The following is an 18,948-nucleotide window of genomic DNA, read 5'->3' as shown; positions in this document are numbered from 1 at the left end:
GCTCGCCTCCGATCGAGGACTTGGCCGCTCACGCAACCCCGGCCGAGGAGGACGAGGATGCGCCCATGAAAGTGACCCGAGCCGCCTGCAACGACGGCTCGGGCCACTCGGGATGATCCAGTTCGCCTACCACTGCGCCCCGGACCCACGCGGTCAACGTCGAGAGCCCTAGCACCGGCCCTCGACGCGACAACGCTGGGTGGCGCAGTCCACCTGTCAACCGTGGACCGATCCACCACAGTCAGTATGGGTCAGAGGACCGACGGCCCTGGTAGAACCGAAGCCGGAGGCCTCGCAGCCAGCCCTGTGTGAGCCCATCGCGGCCGATCCGGACACCCGCGATCTAGTGCTCGGCGGGCGGGACGACCTCGTCCCTAGCGCTTCTGCGTCGTACATGCTCGTCGACCACCTGTTGGTGCGTGCTGGTCCTGCCAGCCTCGGCGTCGGACAGGCCCTCCCGAATTGCGGCCATCAGCGTTGTGTCAGCGAGAACCTCCGCGGTGACGGCCTCTGGGTCCTCGTGCCCCGCCATGCGCACAAGACTACGCCGACTGCGCTCCGTCGGGAGCGCCCGCGAAGCAGCGACGGGCCCGCACGCCGCATGCCGGAATCCGGCGCCATCAGTGGCCTATTGGGCGAACACGGACGCACTCATCGCGGCAGATCCGGACGTCTGGCCGCGTGGCAGGCACAGAGATTGGTGATCCGCTGCTGGAACGGCGGATGGGACCGTAGCGTCCAACGCCTATTCGAGGAGGGGCGTTATGCAGACTCAACGACTGCGGGGGGCTTGTGCCCTGGCCCTCCTCCTCACCTGCGGTTGCGGCCATGGTCAAGCCGCCGAGCCTGCGAACGAGTCTGAGGCTTCCTCAGGGGTGTCACTCCCTTGCACCCGTACTCGTCAGACGCTCATCGACTACGGCGGACCCGGACAGCCGTCGCCCGAGGAGGCGGTTGCGCCGTTTGCCGGCGGCCTCACGCTCGTGTCGGAAGGGACCGCGAATGCTCCGCGCATCCACGGACTGGACACTGATGGCACCGTCGTCCGCACCTTCAAGGTCGCGAAGCACGACGACGGATGGTGGACCGACGGATGGGCTGACTGCGGAAACTAGGCCTAAGCCGCATACGCATCTCGGCAGATCCGTGCGTGGCCTCTCGGGATTCAGCCCTCAGCCGATGGGCTGGAAGGGCAGCACGCGCGCCTCTTCGAGCCCTTGGTCGCCCTCGATGGCTCGAAGGCGCTCGTGTGCCGCGAGGGCGTATCGACGGAGGTGTTCGTGGCGTTCGGTGAGGGCGGCATGGTCTGCACGGAGTGCGGCTAGTGAGGTATCGCGCTGCTGGAGGTCGTCGCGGAGCCGGGCGGCTGCGGCAGGGTCGACGACGTCGTCGGCCATCTCGGCGACGAGGTGGGGAACACGCTCACAGAGTGCGGCGAGGAGGTCGCTGTAGTGGGTCTGTGAACTGCCGTAGGAGTAGCCGCCGACCTTGGACATGCCGAGCCGGGTGGGGGCGCCCCCGCGTGCGCTCATCAGGACAGCGGCGATGAGGGCGCGGGTGGGGACGGCTACCTGTTCCTCGCGGAGGGCTTCGGCGAGGGCTTGGGCCAGTTCGCGGTTGGTGGTCATGCGGTGGGCTCCTCTTGTGCGGCGCGGGCGATGGGGAAGGGGAGGTCGTTGATGACGAGGTTGCGGACGGCGTCGTCGTCGAGGGAGGCGAACTCTGCTTCGAGGTCGGGGGCGTCCTCGTCGATCTTGGTTCGGGCGCGTTGGAAGACGCCGTCGCGTCGGGCCCAGCCGCGTCGTCGCAGTTCGAGTCGGGCTCGTTGGGCGCGGGTCATGGCTGAGTTCTTGCACTTGAAGGGGCGGCACAGGAGCCAGTCGGCTTCGTCCTCGCTCCCGCACAGGCCGCCTGGACCTTGGACGCAGACGGTGAGTTCGCCAACGAAGACGTGCTCGGTCTGGCGCGCGAGGACGTTCAACTGGCGTTGGGTCACGGCGCCGGTGGCGAGGTCGAGCGCCTTGGTCTCGTCGAGGAGGGTCCGGAGCCGTTTGCTGCCGCCTCCTGCGACCTCGGTGGGGTCGGCGTCGACGGTGGCCGCGATGTCGAGGAGGGCTTCGGTGCGAGCGGCCTCGACGGCCTCCTCGATCGCGTCGGGGTCGGCGAGGTAGACCGAGCGTGGGAGGTGGCCGAGGTAGCCCTCCGCGACCGTGCGGTTCGACCAGTGCGCTTGTGCGGCTGCGAGGGCGTCGCCCCAGGTCTGGCTGGCGTAGGACTGGATGCCGGTGATCCTGAGCGTGCGGTGGCTCAGCCACGCAGGCAGGTCGGGGAGGGGCGGCACGATGCCGCGTTCGGCAAGGTGCGCGCCGGAGGTGCGGAACCAGCGGAGCCACGAGAGTTGCAGGGTGAGGGTGTCCTGCTCCTTCTCCGCGCCGCGTGCGCGGCCGAGGTCTGGGTGCAGGAGTACTTCGCGGCCGGTCTGAGGGTGGAACTTGGGTTCGAGGCCGAGTGCGGCCTTGAGGCGGTGGAGCACCGTGACGGCTCGCACGACGTCATCGGAGATGACCCACGTTGAGGGCACAGGGGTGTCCCGGTTCTTGACGAGGAAGCCGGACATGCGGGCGACTGGGACGTCCGCGTCGCCTCGGTCGTAGGTGTCGAAGCGGAGGCAGTCATGGGGCAGCGCCGCGAGTTCTCGGTCGCGGACGGTGGTCAGCATCGTGATCGTGAGGGCGCAGGCGTAGGCGAGCGCAGGTACCCAGTGGTCGAGGCCGAGGCGGAACTTGCTGGCGGGCAGAGCGTCGACCCAGGGCACGAGCGCGCCTGATGCATCTGGGACCTCGGTGATGCCGAGGTCGAAGCCGTCCTCACGGGTCGAGATGGGGAGTTCATGGCGTAGCCGGTTGAACTCCTTGCCCGAGCGTCCCACGGGGTTCCGCATCACCTTGTTGGAGCACCCAGCCAATCGCACAAACACACCCCACGAAGCGCTGAGTTCGCCCGTCTTGAGGTCAGGGAGGGCGGGCAAGGCACGGCCGCTACGTTCGTAGTCCCGAAGGACGGCGAGCACGTGTTCGTCTTGGTCATCGCGGCTCAGCCCTGAACGGTCGGGGACTGCTGCGAGCGCATCGAGGCGGGTCAGGACGTCCTCCGCGCAGTGGTCGAGCATGAACAGCGCCAGACCAAGGAGCGGCCCACACAGTTCGGCATTGGGCCTGGTGCCGTTCTGGAACCTGTCCGGCACCTTGAACAGTTTCTCGACGGTGCGCCCGTTAAAAGGGGTGCCGCCGAACAGGTCCTCTGGCAGTCCGACGACGGTCCGGTAGGACCACAGCGAGATGAGAGGTCGGGCGTACCCGGCGAGGGTCGCAGCCGTCGCGTTGGGGTAGGTCGCCCGCATGGTCGTGGCGAACTGGTTCCACTCGGCTGCTTCCAGCCGCTGGTGGGCCAGCCGGTCGATGACAGTGAGGCTGGCACCCACTGCGTGGATGTACGCCGCGGCGCTGGGCACCTTGAGGGGCTTCTCGTGGGAGGCGACCTCAGCCATGGCTACGCCGACGTGGAGGCCTGAGTCGCCCGAGCGCGCGAGTTCGGGGTTGAGTCGCATGAGGACCCAGTCCTTGACCGCAGGACGCCAGCGGGCCGGGACGTCAGCGAAGTCGAGGTAGGTGACCGTCTGGTTCACGAAGGGGTACCCAGCGAAGTCCCAGCGCTCATCCGAGTAGCGGATGGGCGTGCTGATGCGGTGGCCGTCGTCAAGCAGGTCACGCACGTCGATGTGGTCGCCGAGGGTGTCGATGGCGCCTTGAACGGCGAGCGAGCGCACCTGTGGGGCGAGGGCTTGTTCAGTCACGTCGGCGGCCTTCCATGTAGACGCAGGCGATGAGGACGCGGGCGTTGTTGACGTCGTCGCGACTGACGGCCGCCACGACAGGTTGAGGGAACTGATCGAGGGACTTGCGGGCCAACGTGTTGAGGACGGGGGCTTCGCCGGAGACCCACTCGTGGGGCTCGTGTTTCCGGATGCCGTCGGTGAACTCGACAGCAGCGACCAGTCCGGGGATGACTTCGGGCGTGCGGTACCCGTTGGGGCACACGAAGCAGGCAACAGGTCCGAGCCCGCACGGCTTGTCGTTGTCGGTCGGGGACTGCCCGTTGCTGGCACACATAGCGACGCCCACGTCCAACACCGCCGCGGCGGCCACGAGGTCGTCGGCCGCCTCCTGATCGTCGGATCGAGTGGGGATCATCTGGGTGCGCCAGTAGTCCGTCACGCTGTTCTGGGTGTCGACGAGTCCGGGGATGAGGATGACGTCTGGGAGAGCGTCAGCGAGGTAGAGCCGAGCGGTGCGTCGACTCTGACCGACCACGACCCGTGCGTGCTTCTTGCCGCGCAGGAGTGCTGCCTTGCGAAGCCGTGGAAACGACAGGGTGTCGGGCCGAGGGATGTCTGGGTCTGGCCACTCTGCAGCGGTGCTGCGCCACCATCCGTTGACCTGCTGGGCGGTTGTCACTCTCGTGCCACCCGTGGCGACGAAGAGGAGTCGGGCGAAGTCGGATCCGTCGTCACGGTAGTGCCGGGCCACCCTCGTCGCGGCAGTGACGAACTCCAGCAGCCCCGCGTACGAGAACAGGCCGCCCCGGGGTGCAGGTGTGTGGAGCACCTGGCGGTTGCGCGCCTTGACGCTCGTGACGAACGCGTCATCCCCGGCGGCCTCGACCGAGTCACTGGTGTGCGAGTGGATGACCGAGAGGTTCGGACCCTTGTCGTCAATCAGGCTCAGCAAGACCATCGCCGCAGCAACTTCCTGGTGGGTGACCACGAAGAGACCTGGGCATAGCGCGGCATCGCCGCATAGGTCCTCCGCCGGGAGGCGCATCCAGTCGCGCGGCAGGTCACCGAGTGCCTCGCGAACGGCCTCCTGGTGGCGGACGAACCATCGTCCGACGTGCACCTTCGCGACCCGTTCGATGGCATCGGTCACATCGGGCGCGTAACCCTCCAAGTCGTACTGCTCCACCGGCAGCGACCGTCCGTGCAGTAGCGACCGGTGGCTTTGGTGGTCGGTCCGCAGACTCCGGAGCGTTTCAGCCAGGAACGTGCGGAAGTTGCGCTGCCGACCGCCGGACCCACCCACGGCGGACACTCCTTGCCACGCCATTGCAGGCGTGAACTCAGGACTCGTCAGATCGTCGATCGCAGCCTCGTCGCGCAGCCAGCGAAGGAAGGTCTGACACGACAAGCGTTGCTTGTCGAACGTCGCCCACGAGGTCCATGTGCCCCCGCGAATGTGGAGGTGATCCAACAGTGATTCAGTGAGTTGCAGACCGGCCGGGCCGTCGAGGACTGCCCGGCGGTAAGGCTGCGATGTCCCCCTGGTGTGAATCAGGATGAAGCCGTCGACCACTTCGGCCTGGGTGACGAAGTTGATATGCACGCCAGCGTCGTCGGCGGTCTTACGGCGTGGGACCTCGCGGTCGCTTCGACTCGGCATCAAGACCGCCCGAGGAAGTCGCCGAGGGTGTGCCGCGTGACCATGAGACCGATCTGCTGCGTATAAAGCGCCGTCGTCCCCTCGTTGAGGTGCCCTAAACCAATCGAGGCCATCTGGATGGCGTTGCCGATGTCGACACGGTGGGGCCTGCCATGCATGTCGCGGTCGTTGCTCGTTGGGACGCCGAGCATGAAGGCCGCGGCGAGGTGTGTGGCGTAGGTGTGTCGCAGGTCGTGAGTGTGGACGTGAGGGAACGAGGTGTCGTTCAAGTGGGCATTGTCTTCGGCGATGCGAGAGACGTCCCCCGTGATGGCCTGCGCACTGTCGCGCGACAAGGGTCCACCGGCGTAGGCCGTGAGGAACAGGAGGGGCGAGTGCCCTTCTCGCGTGACGAGGCGTCGACGTTCGTCGGGCTTGAGTTCGTTGAAGGCGTGCTGGCGTCCTTGGTCGTCGGTGATGCCCCAGAAGCGGCCGGACGTGTTGTGTACGTCCGCGACGCGGATGGGGTCCTTGGGTCGCCAGTCCTTGAGGAGCAGGTTGCGCGAACCGCTGGTGGGGTGTGCGTAGGACCAAACGTGCTTGAGGTGTGCCCGGAACGCGGGCAGGCGGACCTCGCGTCGGCCCTTGACGATGGCTCCCGGCAGGCGCATCTCGATCAGGTCACCCGGCTGTGAGGGGTCGGGGAGTTCCCAAACGGTGAGGTGCGTGAGGGTGTTGAGTCGAGCCCCGCACGCCAGTCCCAAACCGATGAAGGCGGCGTCGCGGCCACCGACCAGTGTGTCGCCGAGGGTGCCGTTCGGGCTCATGCGCCACGCGGCCGCCAACAGGTCAGGGATCTGCGATGGGGTCAGAGGGGTGCCGGAGGCAGCCGAGGATGGGACGCCTCGCCCCTCTTGCATCGACTCCACCGGACCGCGTGGGGTCTGGACAGTGGTGAGCGTGAAAGGGATGGCGATGCCGTACATCTCGCGGAGCCATGTGTGGAACTGCTTGATCGCGGTGCGGTCGCGTTGCCAGGTGGTACCCGCGACCCGGGTGTCTGAATCAACCGTGCGGACCTTCACGTACTCGATGAAGTGGTCGCGGGTGGCGCCGCGCAGGTTCGTGTTGTGACGGAGGAGGTGAGCAACCCACGCCGCAAGGCTGTCGCCGTACGACTGAGCCGTAGCAGTGCCGTCAGTGCGCGCGTGGACCTCGGAGAGCCACCGGGTCGCGTCCGGCTCGATGCGGCCGTCGACGAGCAGGACTGGAGATAGGACTGGCCGGAGGTCGAGCGGTGGGATGCCGAGGTCTCCTTTGATGACCTCGGCATCCCATGTGCCGCCTTGAACTACTTGCACGCGGGTCACGCGCTTCCCCTGCCTCAGACTGCTGCCTGGTCGTTGTGAGATGACCTTGACAGAGACAACCGACATTCCGGGAATAACGCTTACGACACGCCCTTCCTCGAACGAGGAGGAGACACCTAAAGATTGCTGCTTTTCAGCGCTTGATGTTGACGAGCTCCTCGAGCACCTGGTCGGAGGTGGTGATCACGCGCGAGCTGGCCTGGAAGCCGCGCTGGGCGAGGATCAGGTTGGTGAACTCGGCCGACAGGTCGACGTTGGACATCTCGAGGGCGCCGCCCACGAGGTCGCCGCGACTGCCCTGCCCGGCGACGCCGAGCTCGGGGGCGCCGGAGTTGGCGCTGGCCCGGAACGCCGTCTCGCCCACCCGCTCGAGCCCGGCCGGGTTGGTGAAGTCGGCGACCGCGACGACGGCGATGTCGCGCTGCACGTCGTCGGAGAACGTGCCGCGGACCACGCCGTCGCTGCCGATCGAGTAGGAGGTCATCTCCACGCCGGCCGGCAGGCTGGCGGCGAGGGCGTCGAGGTTGACGTCCACCAGGGCGCCGCCGGTGGCGCCGGGGGCGTAGCCCTGCACCTTCTTGCCGCTGGCGGAGACCAGGTTGCCGGCCTTGTCCCAGGTGAAGGCGCCCGAGCGGGTGTAGACCCTCTCGTCACCGGAGCCGAGCACGAACATCCCGTCGCCCTGGATCATCAGGTCGGTGGCCGAGCCGGTGGCCTGCGCCGAGCCCTGGGTGAAGTTGCCGCGGGTCGCGGCGACCTGCACGCCCAGGCCGACCTGGATCGGGTTGGTGCCGCCGTTGCCGTTGCCGGCCGCGGCGGCGCCCCGCATGACCTGGCTGAGCGTGTCCTGGAAGACGGTGGTGGAGGCCTTGAAGCCGACGGTGTTGGCGTTGGCGATGTTGTTGCCGGTGACGTCGAGCATCGTCTGGTTGGCGCGCAGGCCACTGATGCCGGAGAAGAGCGAGCGGAGCATGGTGCGGTCCTTTCGGTGACGGCCTCAGGCCGTGGTGGGGTCGGTGGACTCGGGAGTGGTTCCGGGGGTGGTGCCGGACGAGGTGGTCGTGCCGACGGAGAGGAGCTGGGCGAGCGGCACCTGGGCGCCGTCGATCTCGAAGACGGGGCCCTGCGCGCCGAAGGTGACCCCGGCGATGGCACCGGAGTGGGTGGTCACGCCGTCGGCGTCGATCCACGAGACCTGCTGGCCGACCATGGCGCCGGCGCCGAAGGCCATCTGCGAGCCCAGCAGCGCACCGACGCGGTCGGAGACGTCCTGCATCTTCTCCAGCGCGGTGAACTGCGCCGACTGGGCGAGGAACGCGCTCGAGTCGGTCGGGTTGAGCGGGTCCTGGTAGCGCAGCTGCGCGACCATCAGCTCCAGGAACATCTGCTTGTCGTCGGCGGACGCCGGTGACGTCGACGTTCCCGTGGGAAATGCGGTGGTCGCGGTGGTCGACGCCTCGGTGGCGGAGATCGACACGACTCCTCCTCACATGGTCAGGTCGATGCCCTGCCGGGCACCGCCGACCTGGTCTGGACGGGGCGCGGTCGCTCCGTCGGTGACGCCGTCCGTGGCTGCTGGTCCGCCGTGCGTCCGTGCGCGGCGGTCGTGCTGCGCGGCGTCCCCACCCGGGGACGGCGTGTCGCCGCCCGCGCTGCTGCGCGGGTCGTACGACGTGTCGTGGCTGCCGGTGCCCGTGGCCGACGGCGCCGGGGTCGTGGCCTGACCGGCGAGGTCGCGCACGACGACACGCGCCTCGCTCGCGCCGGCGAGCTCGAGCACGCGACGCAGCTCGGGTGCCCCGTCGGTGAGGGCGCGGACGGCCTCGTCGCCGCCGCTGAACCGCACCTGGACGGCGCCGTCGCGGACGGTGAGGGTCACCCGCACCTCGCCGAGCGCCTCAGGCTGCAGGCGCATGGTCAGCCGGTGCACGCCGTTGCCCTGCGAGACCAGGCGGGTCATCTCCGGCACGACCTGGGAGACGGCGGACGGGGCCGGCGCGGGCGTCGCCGCGGCGACGCCCGGCATGGCCGACACCGTGGTCGACGCCATGGTCATCCCCCCGGTGGCCAGCCCGGTCGCCGACGCGGCCGCCGAGCCGGACGCGGCACCGGACACCGCACCGGACACCGCACCGGCCGCCGGTGCCGGGCCGGTGTCCTCGGCGGGGCCGCCCGGCGTCCCACTGGGGGTCTCCGGGACGTCGGTGGCAGGGGTGGGACCGGCGTCCGGACCGGCGCCCTGGCCGCTGCCGGACCCGGCACCGCCGGTCGTGGTCGCGCCGGCGGGGACCGTGACCGGGGCACCGGCGCCACCCGGCGCGGCCGGCGCGGCGGGCCCTGACGGGTCGACCACGAGGGCCGCCTCCGGCGCGGCGGCGGGGACGCCCGCGGCGAGCGTCGAGGCGAGGTGGGGCGCGACGGGGGCGAGCGGTGCGGTGGGCACCACGACGGGCAGAACGGCGGACGCGGTGTCCGCGCCGTCCTCCGTCCCCGCCTCCGCGGAGTCCGCCGGAGCCGGCGCCGGATCGCCGCCGTCCGCGCCTGCGACGGTGTCGCCGCTCTCGCCGGCGAGGAGCTGGGCGACCAGCGCGGCGAACCCCGCGGGACCGGCCTGCTCGCCGACCGCACCGGGTCTCCCGGCCGGAGCGGAGGTCGGGGCGACCCCGGGCATCCGGCCGGCCGGCGGGGCGGCGCCGGTGGTGGTGGTGGTGGTGGTGGTGGAGATCGTGCTCATGCGGCCCCCTGCCAGCTGGTCATCACGGACTGCACGTAGGCGCGCGTCTCCGGGTAGGGCGGCACCCCGTCGTAGCGCATCACGGCCCCGGGGCCGGCGTTGTAGGCCGCCACGGCCAGCTCGACGGAGCCGAAGCGGGTGAGCAGGTCGCCGATCAGCCGCGCCGCTCCGTCGACCGCCTGCGCCGGGTCGAACGGGTCGGCGACGCCGAGTCCGCGGGCCGTGGCCGGCATCAGCTGCATCAGCCCCTGCGCACCGGCGGGGCTCACCGCTCGCGGGTCGAAGCCCGACTCGTGGCGGGCCACCGCGGCCAGGAGGGCGGGGTCGACACCGCGGGTCGAGCCCGCTCGTTGGAAGAGGTCGGCGTAGGGCGTGCCGGCGGGGGCCGCGCCCGGCGCGGTGGCCGCCGTCGGCGCCGTGGCCGGCGTGGTGGCGAAGGGCGCGGGGTCGGCGAGGATGCGCCGGACGTAGTCGGGCGGGGTGGTCACGGGGACGACCTGCACCTCACCGCCGGGGCGCGGCGCCTCGATCATCATCCCGTTGCCGATGTAGATGGCGATGTGGTCGGCGCCGACGTTGCGCCCGGAGTTGTCCCAGGCGATGAGGTCGCCCGGCAGCGCCTGGTCGAGGCTCGCGACCGGCGTTCCGGCGCGGGCCTGGTCGGCGGACAGCCGGGGCAGGTCGATGCCGAAGGTGGAGTAGACGGACTTCACCAGCCCGGAGCAGTCCACGCCGCGCTCGGGGTCGGTGCCGCCCCACACGTAGGGCAGCCCGACGAGCTCGAGGGCGCGGGTGACGACCTGGTCGCCCGTCACCGACCCGGCCGGGCCGGGCGCGCCCGCGGGGGCACCGGGCGCGTACGCCGCCGTGGTGCGCGACAGCGCGTCGGTGAAGGTGGCCGACGCGCCGCCGGCGCGCGGCAGCAGGGCGAGCTGGGCCTGGATCTGGGAGATGCGGGCGGTGACGTCGGTGATGCTCATGCGGCGCCTCCGGCGCTGGGGTCGGTCAGAGGGTCGGTCAGGGGGTCGGCCGAGGGCTCGGTGGGGCGGGCGCGCATCCAGCGGGCGGCGACGAGGTCGTCGACCTCGACCCGTTCGCGTCGCAGCCGCTCGGCGCGGCGCTGCTGCGCGCGGTGCTCGAGCAGCAGCTCGACGGCCGAGAGCCGGGTGCGGTCGCGCTGCCAGTGCTCGCGCGCGAGGGTGGTGAGCGTCGCGGCCGATGCGAGGGCGGCCCGGGACGCGGTGACGTCCGAGGCGAGCGCGGCGGCGGCGCGCCTGGCGGCCGTGTACGCCTCCGGGTCGGCGACCGACGGCTCGGCGGCGGAGGCGAGGCGCGCGACCACCGCGTCGAGGCGGCGTGCGGACTCGCGCTCGTCAGCGGCGGCGCGGGCCACGCCGAGGCGGCTGTCCTGCTCGCGCACGCCGCGCACGCGGGCGACGGCGCGCATCCCGGCGTCCGGGTCGTTGTCGCGCGCCATCAGGCCACCAGCTCGCGCAGGCTCTGCCAGGTGGTGGCCAGGTCGCTCGGCTCGTCCATGCCCTGGCGGAGGAACGCGTCGATCGCGGGCATCCGGGCGAGCGCGACGTCGGCGTCGGGGTCGGCGCCCGCGACGTAGGCGCCGATCTCGACGAGCTCGCGCACCGAGCGGTGTGCGGCCAGCAGGCGCCGCAGCCGGGTGGCGTCGGCGCGCTGGGCGACGTCGGTGACGGAGCCGGTGACCCGCGAGATCGACTCGAGCACGTCGATGCTGGGGAAGTGGCCAGCGGTCGCGAGGCGGCGCGACAGCACGACGTGGCCGTCGAGGATCGACCGCGCGGTGTCGCCGATCGGGTCCTGCATGTCGTCGCCCTCGACCAGCACGGTGTAGAGCCCGGTGATGCTGCCGGTCGGCGACGTGCCGGCCCGCTCGAGCAGCTGGGGGAGCAGGGTGAAGACGCTGGGCGGGTAGCCGCGCGTGGCCGGCGGCTCGCCCGCCGAGAGGCCGATCTCGCGCTGGGCCATGGCGACCCGGGTGAGGCTGTCCATCATCAGCACCACGTGCTTGCCGCTGTCGCGGAAGTGCTCGGCGACGCGGGTGGCGACGGCGGCCGCACGCAGGCGCTCGACCGGCGGTGCGTCCGAGGTGGCGACGACGACGACCGAGCGCGCCAGGCCCTCGGGGCCGAGGTCGTTGTCGATGAACTCGCGGACCTCGCGGCCGCGCTCACCGATCAGCGCGATGACCGAGACCTCGGCGTCGGTGCCGCGCGCGACCATCGAGAGCAGGCTCGACTTGCCGACGCCGGAGCCGGCCATGATGCCGATGCGCTGGCCACGACCGCAGGGGGTGAGGGCGTCGAGGGCGCGGACTCCGAGGCCGACCTGGTGGTCGATGCGCGGGCGGCTCAGGGCGGCGGGCGCGGCCTGGGAGACGCCGACCTGCGGCAGGTGGTCGAGCGACGGTCCGCCGTCGAGAGGACGGCCGAGCCCGTCGAGCACCCGCCCGCGCAGCTCGTCGCCCACCCGCACGAGCAGCGGGCCGCCCGTGTGGCGTACGACGTCGCCGACCCGCAGGCCGGTCGTGCTGCCCAGCGGCAGGCAGGTCAGGCCGCCGGGGCCGCTGGCGGCCACCTCGGCCAGGACGACGGCCCCGCGCTCCCCCTCGACCGAGACGAGGTCGCCGACGGCCGCGGCCAGCCCGGTGATCCGGAGCCGGAGGCCGAGGAGCTCGGCGACGCGGCCGAGCCGGAGCGGCGCCACGGCGTCGAGGGCACGCGCTCGGAGGTCGGGGGACAGGACGCTCATCGCAGCACCTCGGCCAGCCGGGCCAGCGCCTCGTCGACGCGGAGGTCGACGACGTGGTCGCCGGCGTGGGCGACCGCGTCGGCGCGCCCGAGCGTCGGGTCGGCCACGACGGCGATGGACAGCTCGCGGAGGTCGTCGGCCAGCGGGGCGACGTCGGGGTGCAGGCTCACCGAGACCACCGCGTGCTCGGGGAGCAGCCCGAGGACCCGTCCGAGTACGTGCGCCGGGTCGGGCTGGGCCGCGCCGACCAGGGCTCGGGTGAGCTCGAGGGCGAGCGCGGCGGCCTGGTCGTCGACGCGCCGGCAGGCGTCGGCCAGGAGCTCGTGCGCCGCGCGCGCGGCCTCCCGGAGAGCGTCCATGGTGGCGGCGTGCTCGGCCTCGCGGCGGGCCTCCTCGGCCGCCGCCCGGCGGGCGAGCTCGTCGGCCTGGGCCGCCGCGGCGGCTGCGGCCTCGCGGCGACCCTGCGCCCAGCCCACGGCGTAGCCCTGTGCCTGTGCGGCCGCACGACTGGTCTCCACGGTCTGCAGCTCGGGCATCCGCAGCGTCGACAGGGCCGGCAGCGCCGCGGCGCCGGCCCCTGCCCGGGCCTCAGTCGATGAACTCATCGTCGCCTGCCCTCCGCACCACGACCTCGCCGCGCTCCTCCATCGCGCGGATCGTGGCGATGATCGCCTGCTGGGCCTCCTCCACCCGCGTGAGCCGCACCGGGCCGAGGATCTCGACCTCCTCGAGCACGTTCTCCGCGGCGCGCTCGGACAGGTTGTGGGTGATCTTGTCGCGCACCGGAGCCGAGACGCCCTTGAGCGCCAGCGCGAGCTGCGCGGTCTCGATCTGGCGCAGCACCTGCTGCACGTCGCGGTCCGAGAGTCGGATGATGTCGTCGAACACGAACATCCGGCTCCGCACCTCCTCGGCCAGCGTGGCGTCCAGTGACTCCAGGCCCGCCACGATCTGGCGCTCGGTGGAGCGGTCCGCGCGGTTGATGATGTCGACGAGCGGGCCGAGCCCGCCGACGCGGGAGGCGTCGCTGGGCGCCAGCACGGAGGAGAACCGTCGCTCGAGGACGGACTCCACGACCCGCACCGCGGTCGGGTTGGCGCGGTCCATCGTCGCGATGCGGTGCGCCACCTCGGCCTGGAGCTCCGACGCGAGCCCGGAGAGCACCAGCGACGCCTTCTCGGCACTCATGTGGGCCAGCACGATCGCGATGACCTGGGGGTGCTCGTCGCGGACGAACGAGCGCAGCTGGTCGGGATCGGCCCGGCTCAGGAGCTGGAAGGGCAGCTGCACCGCCCGTGCGTGCAGCCGCTGCACGGCCTCCTCGGCGCGGTCGTCGCCCAGGGAGCGCTGCAGCAGGTCGCGCGCGAGGTCCATGCCGCCCTGGAGCTGGCGGCGGCGCGCGGCGAACAGGTCGGAGAACTCCCCCATCACGGTCTGCGCCTCGGCCGGCTCCACGGCCGCGAGCTGGGCGATCTCGGCGGAGACCACCTCGACCTCCTCGTCGCTCATGTGGGACATGACCTCCGCGGCCCGGTCCTTGCCCAGGCGCACCAGCACGATGGCCACCTTGCGGGCCCCGGTCCCGGTCACGACGCCCATCACGGGCGCTCCACGAGCCAGCCGCGCAGCAGCGAGGCGACCTCGTCCGGCTGGCGCTCGACGAGGGCGACCAGCTCGTCCCGCATCCCGTCCACGGGCTCGACGACCGGCGCCATCGCGAGCGCGGTCGGCGCGTCGTCCACGACCTGCGAGGCCTGCAGCGCGGCCCGCGTCGCCTGCTCCTGCCGCAGCTGCTCCACGACGTAGGTGGTCGCGTGCTCGCGGGCCTGGGCGTTGCGGCGCGCGCGCAGCCACGCCAGGCACACCAGCAGCAGGACCCCGCCGCCGAGCGCACCGTTGCGCAGCCAGGCGTTGCGCTTGGCGGCCGCCTCCTCGGCGGCCGCGCGCTCGAGCGCGGCGGCGTTGGCGTCCTTGAGCGAGGTGTCGAAGGGGACGCTGGAGGTCTCGATGGTGTCGCCGCGCTCGGGCACGATGCCGATCGCCGACGACACGAGCGCGTCGATCTCGCTGGCGTCGACCGCGACCGCGGAGTTGGTGTCGATCACGACGGCCGCGTGCAGCGAGTCGACCGACCCGGGCGAGGTCTCCGACTGCTCGACGACCTTGTCGACGCCGTTCTCGCGGACGGTGGCGGAGTTGTTGTAGCTGCCGTCGCCACCGGCGCCCCCGGTCTCGAGCTGGGCGTCCGGGCCCACGACGCCACCGGCGGTGCCGGGCGCCGCGGAGCCGGAGTAGGTCTCCGACTGCACCGACTCGGAGAGGGTCGGGGCGTTCTTCCGCCCGTAGGTGGTGGTCTCGGTGACCACCTTGTCGAAGTCGAGCACCGCGGTGACCTGGACGGAGGAGTTGCCCGGGCCGAAGACCCGGTCGAGCATGGCCTGCGCCTTGGCGGCCAGCTGGTCCTGGTAGTCCTGCACCTGACGGTTGCGACCGCTGCTGAGCCCGCCGGCCCCGTCCCCGCTGTCGGACAGCACCCGGCCGGTCGCGTCGGCGACGGTCACCTTCGCCGGGTCGAGGCCGTCGACGCTGGAGGCGACGAGGTGCACCACGGCCTGCACCTGGTCTGGCGTGAGCGTGCGGCCCCCGGAGTCGATGAGCACCGACGCGGTGGCCGGGTCCTGCTCCTCGGCGAAGACCTCCTTGGGCGGCAGGGCCAGGAGCACGTCGGCGGCGTCGACGCCGTCGATGGACTCGATCGTGGCGGCGAGCTCGCCCTCCATCGCCCGCTTGAAGTCGGTCTGCTCCTTGAACTGCGAGGTCGAGATGTCCTGGCCGTCGAGGAGGGCGTAGCCGCCGTCGCCGTTGGCGGAGGGGATGCCCTCGCCGGACAGCGCGATGCGCGTGGCGTAGACCCGGTCGCGGGGCACCGAGATGGTGCCGCCGCCCCCGCCGATCTCGTAGGACACACCGTCCGCCTCGAGCTGCTCGACGACCGCCGAGGCGTCCTCGGCGGAGAGGTTGGAGAACAGCGGGGCGTACGACGGCGCGGAGGCCCAGCGGAACACCATGACGGCGGCCAGCAGCAGCGCCGCCGTGCCGATCACGGCGACGACCTTCTGGCCCGGGCTGAAGAGCGCGAACGAGCGGCGGAGACGGTCCAGCGCGCGGGTGATCCCGGTCCTCATCAGCCGACCTGCATCCGCATGATCTCGGTGAACGCCTCGATGGCCTTGTTGCGCACGGCGACGGTCAGCTTGGTCGCGACCTCCGCCTCGGTCGCGGCCAGCGTGTAGTCATGGATGTTGGGCAGCGTGCCCGACGCGGCCCGCACCGCGAGGGTGTCGGCGGAGTCCTGGATGCCCTCGAGGCGCTCGAGCCCGTCGAGCACCATGCTCCCGAAGTCGGCGCCGGAGGTCGGGGCCGTGGCCGACGGGGCGGAGACGACGGGTGCGGCCAGCGGCATGAAGCCGCCGATCGACTCGATGCCACCGATGCTCATCAGCGCTGCCCGATCTGGAGGGCGGCGGTGTAGGTGTCCTGCGCGGTGCGGGTGACCTGCACCGAGGCCTGGAAGCCGCGCTGGGCCTGCACGAGGCTGGTCATCTGCACCGTCATGTCCATGCCCGGCACGCGCACCATGCCGTCGGCGTCGGCGAGGGGATGGTCGGGGGCGTGCTGCAGGACGCCCTCGGCGTCGCCGAGCTCGATGCCGCTCACGTCGACACCGCCGTCGGGGCGGGCCGTGGCGACCACGAGCTGCTCCTGGAAGGCGTCCTCGCTCGTCGCCCGGACGGTGGACGCGTTGGCGATGTTGTGGGCCAGCGCGTCGAGCCACGTCTGGTGCATGCCCAGGCTGCTGTTGGCGATGCGCAGCATGTCGAAGGCGCCCATCACATGGCCCCGGCGGCGACCGAGAGGAGCGAGGCGCGGTCGGAGACGGCGCGGGTCATCACCTGGTACTGGAACTGCGACTGCACCGCGGCGAGCGACTCCTTGCGCAGGTCGACGTTGTTGCCGTCCTGGCCGGCGGGCGCGTTGGTCGCTCGAGCGACGGGGGCCACGCCGGAGGCGGGCATCTCACCGTGCTGCAGGGCGGCCGCGAGCGAGGACTCGAAGTCGACGCTGGTGGCGCGGAAGCCCGGCGTGTCGACGTTGGCGATGTTGTCGGCGATGACGCTCTGGCGCAGCGCCAGGCCGTCGAGGGCCGAGACGAGGACGGACGACACGGCGTCGGGCATGCCCAGGGACACGGGTGCTCCTGCAGGAGGAATCGGGTGCCGGTCCGTCGGCGGGGGTCGAGCGTTCCGTGCTCACCCCCCGCATCGGCCGTTCGCGCTCCTCGCTGAGGGAATCGGGGCGACTTCCTGGCCCGCGGCCCGAGGTCGGGACCTTGGTCCCGGCGCGCACCACCCGGCCGTGCCATGCCGGGCCCACCCGGCCGGGAGGCTCAGGCGGAGAGGTCGACGTACGCCGGGCCCGTCGCCCGGGCGACCGGCGCGGTGCGCCTCAACCGGGCGAGGTCGACCCGGGCGCTGCCGACGGCGCCCGCCAGCTGCTCGCGGACGGCGGCCTGGCGGCGCAGCAGGGCTGCGGCCCGGGGGACGAGGGTGGCGGGGATCGTGCCCTCCAGCTCGGTGGGCACCCATCCGCTGGGCAGCTCGGCCCCGCGGGCCAGCACGCCGGCCGGGTCGGCCACGAAGCCCTCGGCCAGGAGCACGTCACGCTCGAGGGCGTCGATCGCCCGCTCCCACGCGTGGAACAGCTCCTCGCCGTCCAGGGGGACTCGCCCGATCATGCCGTCACCGCGGCCTGCAGGGCGGCCTGGCGCCAGGCGTCGGCGAGGCTCTCGACGAGGTCGAGGCAGTGCCGTGTCGCGACGACGTCGCGGTCGACGTTGGCGCGCACGAGCTGCACGAGCAGGTGGGAGTAGAGCGCGGAGAGTCCGGGGCCACCGTCCCAGGCGTCGACCCGGAGCGAGGAGTGCAGCTCGGTGACGATGTCCTGCGCGTGCAGCAGCTGGGGGCGGGCGGCGTCGTGGTCGCCGGCCTCCTGGGCCGCGACGGCGCGGCGGCAGTCGAGGGCGAGCCGGTCGTAGAGCATCACCAGCAGCCGGGCCGGACTGGCGGTCTCGACGGACGCCTGCAGGTAGGCGGCGGGGTTGGAGTAGGCCATGAGGGTGCTGTCCTTAGCTTCCCGGGGGCGTGAGTGCGGAGATCTGGCCGGCCAGCCACGAGGACTGGCTGTTCATCTGGCTGAGCGCCGTCTCCAGGGCGGTGAACTGCCGGGTGAGCGCGGTCCGTCGCAGCTCGAGCCGGAGGTCCCACGCCTCGATGCCCTCGTCGAGGCGACCGATGGCGTCGTTGCGGCCGGTGATGGCGCTGGTGAGCGTGCCGTCGACGCGGTCGCTGGCGACCTTGGCGACGTCGGCGATGCGGGCGACGAACCCCGTCACGGGGGCGGTGAGCCGGGCCTGGACGCCGGCCGGGTCGGCGGCGTACGCCTTGGTGAAGGCCGCCTCGTCGAGGACGAGCTTGCCGTAGCGGTCGGTCTGGACGCCGAGGTCGGCGAGGCTGCCCTCGCCGGCGAACACCGACGACAGGAGCCGGTCCCGCAGCGAGAGCAGGGTGCTGTCGCCCGCGAGGGGACCCCTGGTGCCCGTGCCTGTCCGGGTCTGGGCGTCGATGTCGGAGAGCGCGGAGTTGACCGCGTCGACGAGCCCCTTGAGCGCCGTCGAGGCGGCCGCGGGGTCACGGGCCAGGGCCACCTGCGAGGTGGTGCCGGTGGCGTCGGAGGCCAGGGTGAGGGTCGCGCCGGGGACGAGGTCGGCGAAGGTGTTGGTGGCCGACGTGGCCACGATCGAGTCACCGATGGTGACCTGCGCGTCCCGCCCGGCGCGGACGGTGGCCCCGCCGAGCAGGTCGGACCCGTCGGCGGCGGTGAGCGTGAAGTCACCGGCGGCGCCGGTCTCGGCCGCCTCCACCACGAGCCGGTACTGCTCGGTGCCGACCTTGACGGTCGTGGCGCGCAGGCCGGTGGCGTTGGCCGGGTCGTTGATCGCGGCGGCGAGGCCGGCGAGCGTTCCGTCGGTGGTGAGGTCGAGGGGTGCGGAGCCGTCGAGCCGGTCCAGCCGCAGGGCGGTGGGGACGGTGCCTGCCGCCTCCAGCCCGACCGCTGTAGCGAGCTCGAGCCGGTGGCTGGCGGCGGTCTGGTCGACGCGCACCGAGAAGCCGGCGGGGCTGGCACCGGCCGTGGCGCTGACCGCCACCTTGGTGTCGGAGCTGGTGGCGGTGAGCGGCGCGAGGCCGCCCGGCTTGGCCAGGTCGCCCGCCCTCGTCGCGAGGGCGGCGATCTTGGTGTTGAGTCCCTGGAGGAGCGAGACGACCGACCTCTCCGTGGCGGCCCGGGACTTCAGCCGCGTCTGCCCGACCGCCTCGAGCTGCATGAACTGGTCGACGATCGTCGCGGTGTCGAGGCCGCTGCCGAGCCCGCTGATGCTGGCCGATCCCATCGCCGTCCCCTCTCGTCGGTCGGCCCCGATCAGGACCGGTGGTGCCGGGCGGGTCGCGACGGCCGCGACCCGCCCGGC

19 protein-coding genes are annotated in these 18,948 nt (G+C 72.1%); all 19 read right to left on the bottom strand.

Going from position 1 to position 18,948, the window contains the following annotated elements:
• Positions 1-1,172: 1,172 nt before the first annotated feature.
• The 19 genes from AC3X7Z_RS07155 to fliD all read right to left on the bottom strand — a co-directional run bounded on the left by AC3X7Z_RS07155 (position 1,173) and on the right by fliD (position 18,870).
• A complete protein-coding gene (locus AC3X7Z_RS07155; RefSeq protein ID WP_489975474.1) occupies positions 1,173-1,628 on the bottom strand; it encodes a hypothetical protein in 456 nt (151 codons plus the stop codon).
• Positions 1,625-3,853, bottom strand: coding sequence for a hypothetical protein (locus AC3X7Z_RS07150; protein WP_489975473.1), 2,229 nt, complete (start codon positions 3,851-3,853; stop codon positions 1,625-1,627). Before AC3X7Z_RS07150 ends, AC3X7Z_RS07155 begins: the two co-directional genes overlap by 4 nt.
• Positions 3,846-5,438, bottom strand: a complete 1,593-nt coding sequence (locus tag AC3X7Z_RS07145; RefSeq protein WP_489975472.1) for a hypothetical protein — start codon at positions 5,436-5,438, stop codon at positions 3,846-3,848. The genes AC3X7Z_RS07150 and AC3X7Z_RS07145 overlap by 8 nt, the downstream gene beginning before the upstream one ends.
• 56 nt (positions 5,439-5,494) lie before the next feature.
• Positions 5,495-6,844 carry a hypothetical protein gene (locus AC3X7Z_RS07140; RefSeq protein WP_489975471.1) on the bottom strand — a complete coding sequence of 450 codons (1,350 nt, stop codon included), beginning with the start codon at positions 6,842-6,844 and terminating at the stop codon, positions 5,495-5,497.
• Between the two features lie 133 nt (positions 6,845-6,977).
• Positions 6,978-7,817 carry a flagellar hook protein FlgE gene (locus AC3X7Z_RS07135; RefSeq protein WP_489975470.1) on the bottom strand — a complete coding sequence of 280 codons (840 nt, stop codon included), beginning with the start codon at positions 7,815-7,817 and terminating at the stop codon, positions 6,978-6,980.
• A 24-nt stretch (positions 7,818-7,841) separates the two neighbouring features.
• Entirely contained in the window at positions 7,842-8,321 is a 480-nt protein-coding gene (locus AC3X7Z_RS07130; protein WP_489975469.1) for a flagellar hook assembly protein FlgD, read from the bottom strand.
• A gap of 9 nt (positions 8,322-8,330) precedes the next feature.
• Positions 8,331-9,578 (bottom strand): flagellar hook-length control protein FliK, encoded by a 1,248-nt coding sequence (locus AC3X7Z_RS07125; RefSeq protein ID WP_489975468.1) that lies wholly within the window; start codon positions 9,576-9,578, stop codon positions 8,331-8,333.
• Complete coding sequence (locus AC3X7Z_RS07120) at positions 9,575-10,558, bottom strand: transglycosylase SLT domain-containing protein (protein ID WP_489975467.1); 984 nt, start codon at positions 10,556-10,558, stop codon at positions 9,575-9,577. Before AC3X7Z_RS07120 ends, AC3X7Z_RS07125 begins: the two co-directional genes overlap by 4 nt.
• Positions 10,555-11,055 (bottom strand): flagellar FliJ family protein, encoded by a 501-nt coding sequence (locus AC3X7Z_RS07115; RefSeq protein WP_489975466.1) that lies wholly within the window; start codon positions 11,053-11,055, stop codon positions 10,555-10,557. Before AC3X7Z_RS07115 ends, AC3X7Z_RS07120 begins: the two co-directional genes overlap by 4 nt.
• Positions 11,055-12,362 carry a FliI/YscN family ATPase gene (locus tag AC3X7Z_RS07110; protein WP_186339852.1) on the bottom strand — a complete coding sequence of 436 codons (1,308 nt, stop codon included), beginning with the start codon at positions 12,360-12,362 and terminating at the stop codon, positions 11,055-11,057. The genes AC3X7Z_RS07115 and AC3X7Z_RS07110 overlap by 1 nt, the downstream gene beginning before the upstream one ends.
• The gene (locus tag AC3X7Z_RS07105; protein ID WP_186339851.1) at positions 12,359-12,967 is read right to left on the bottom strand and encodes a FliH/SctL family protein; all 609 of its coding nucleotides are present in this window, start codon (positions 12,965-12,967) and stop codon (positions 12,359-12,361) included. The genes AC3X7Z_RS07110 and AC3X7Z_RS07105 overlap by 4 nt, the downstream gene beginning before the upstream one ends.
• Entirely contained in the window at positions 12,951-13,961 is a 1,011-nt protein-coding gene (fliG, locus tag AC3X7Z_RS07100; protein ID WP_186339850.1) for a flagellar motor switch protein FliG, read from the bottom strand. The genes AC3X7Z_RS07105 and fliG overlap by 17 nt, the downstream gene beginning before the upstream one ends.
• Positions 13,961-15,547: a flagellar basal-body MS-ring/collar protein FliF gene (gene fliF, locus AC3X7Z_RS07095; protein ID WP_186339849.1), complete on the bottom strand. Its 1,587-nt coding sequence runs from the start codon at positions 15,545-15,547 to the stop codon at positions 13,961-13,963. Before fliF ends, fliG begins: the two co-directional genes overlap by 1 nt.
• The gene (fliE, locus tag AC3X7Z_RS07090; RefSeq protein ID WP_489975465.1) at positions 15,547-15,861 is read right to left on the bottom strand and encodes a flagellar hook-basal body complex protein FliE; all 315 of its coding nucleotides are present in this window, start codon (positions 15,859-15,861) and stop codon (positions 15,547-15,549) included. The genes fliF and fliE overlap by 1 nt, the downstream gene beginning before the upstream one ends.
• Positions 15,861-16,253 carry a flagellar basal body rod protein FlgC gene (locus AC3X7Z_RS07085; protein WP_186339847.1) on the bottom strand — a complete coding sequence of 131 codons (393 nt, stop codon included), beginning with the start codon at positions 16,251-16,253 and terminating at the stop codon, positions 15,861-15,863. The genes fliE and AC3X7Z_RS07085 overlap by 1 nt, the downstream gene beginning before the upstream one ends.
• Positions 16,253-16,612, bottom strand: coding sequence for a flagellar basal body rod protein FlgB (locus AC3X7Z_RS07080; protein WP_186339846.1), 360 nt, complete (start codon positions 16,610-16,612; stop codon positions 16,253-16,255). The genes AC3X7Z_RS07085 and AC3X7Z_RS07080 overlap by 1 nt, the downstream gene beginning before the upstream one ends.
• Before the next feature lie 197 nt (positions 16,613-16,809).
• Positions 16,810-17,157, bottom strand: coding sequence for a hypothetical protein (locus AC3X7Z_RS07075; RefSeq protein WP_186339845.1), 348 nt, complete (start codon positions 17,155-17,157; stop codon positions 16,810-16,812).
• Positions 17,154-17,534: a flagellar export chaperone FliS gene (gene fliS / locus AC3X7Z_RS07070; protein WP_489975464.1), complete on the bottom strand. Its 381-nt coding sequence runs from the start codon at positions 17,532-17,534 to the stop codon at positions 17,154-17,156. The genes AC3X7Z_RS07075 and fliS overlap by 4 nt, the downstream gene beginning before the upstream one ends.
• A 13-nt stretch (positions 17,535-17,547) precedes the next feature.
• Positions 17,548-18,870 carry a flagellar filament capping protein FliD gene (fliD, locus tag AC3X7Z_RS07065; protein WP_489975463.1) on the bottom strand — a complete coding sequence of 441 codons (1,323 nt, stop codon included), beginning with the start codon at positions 18,868-18,870 and terminating at the stop codon, positions 17,548-17,550.
• Positions 18,871-18,948 lie beyond the last annotated feature (78 nt).

The organism is Nocardioides sp. Z24_21 (assembly GCF_058134345.1).
Note: the sequence above shows the minus strand (reverse complement) of the source record. Positions and strands in the feature narration are given on the sequence as shown.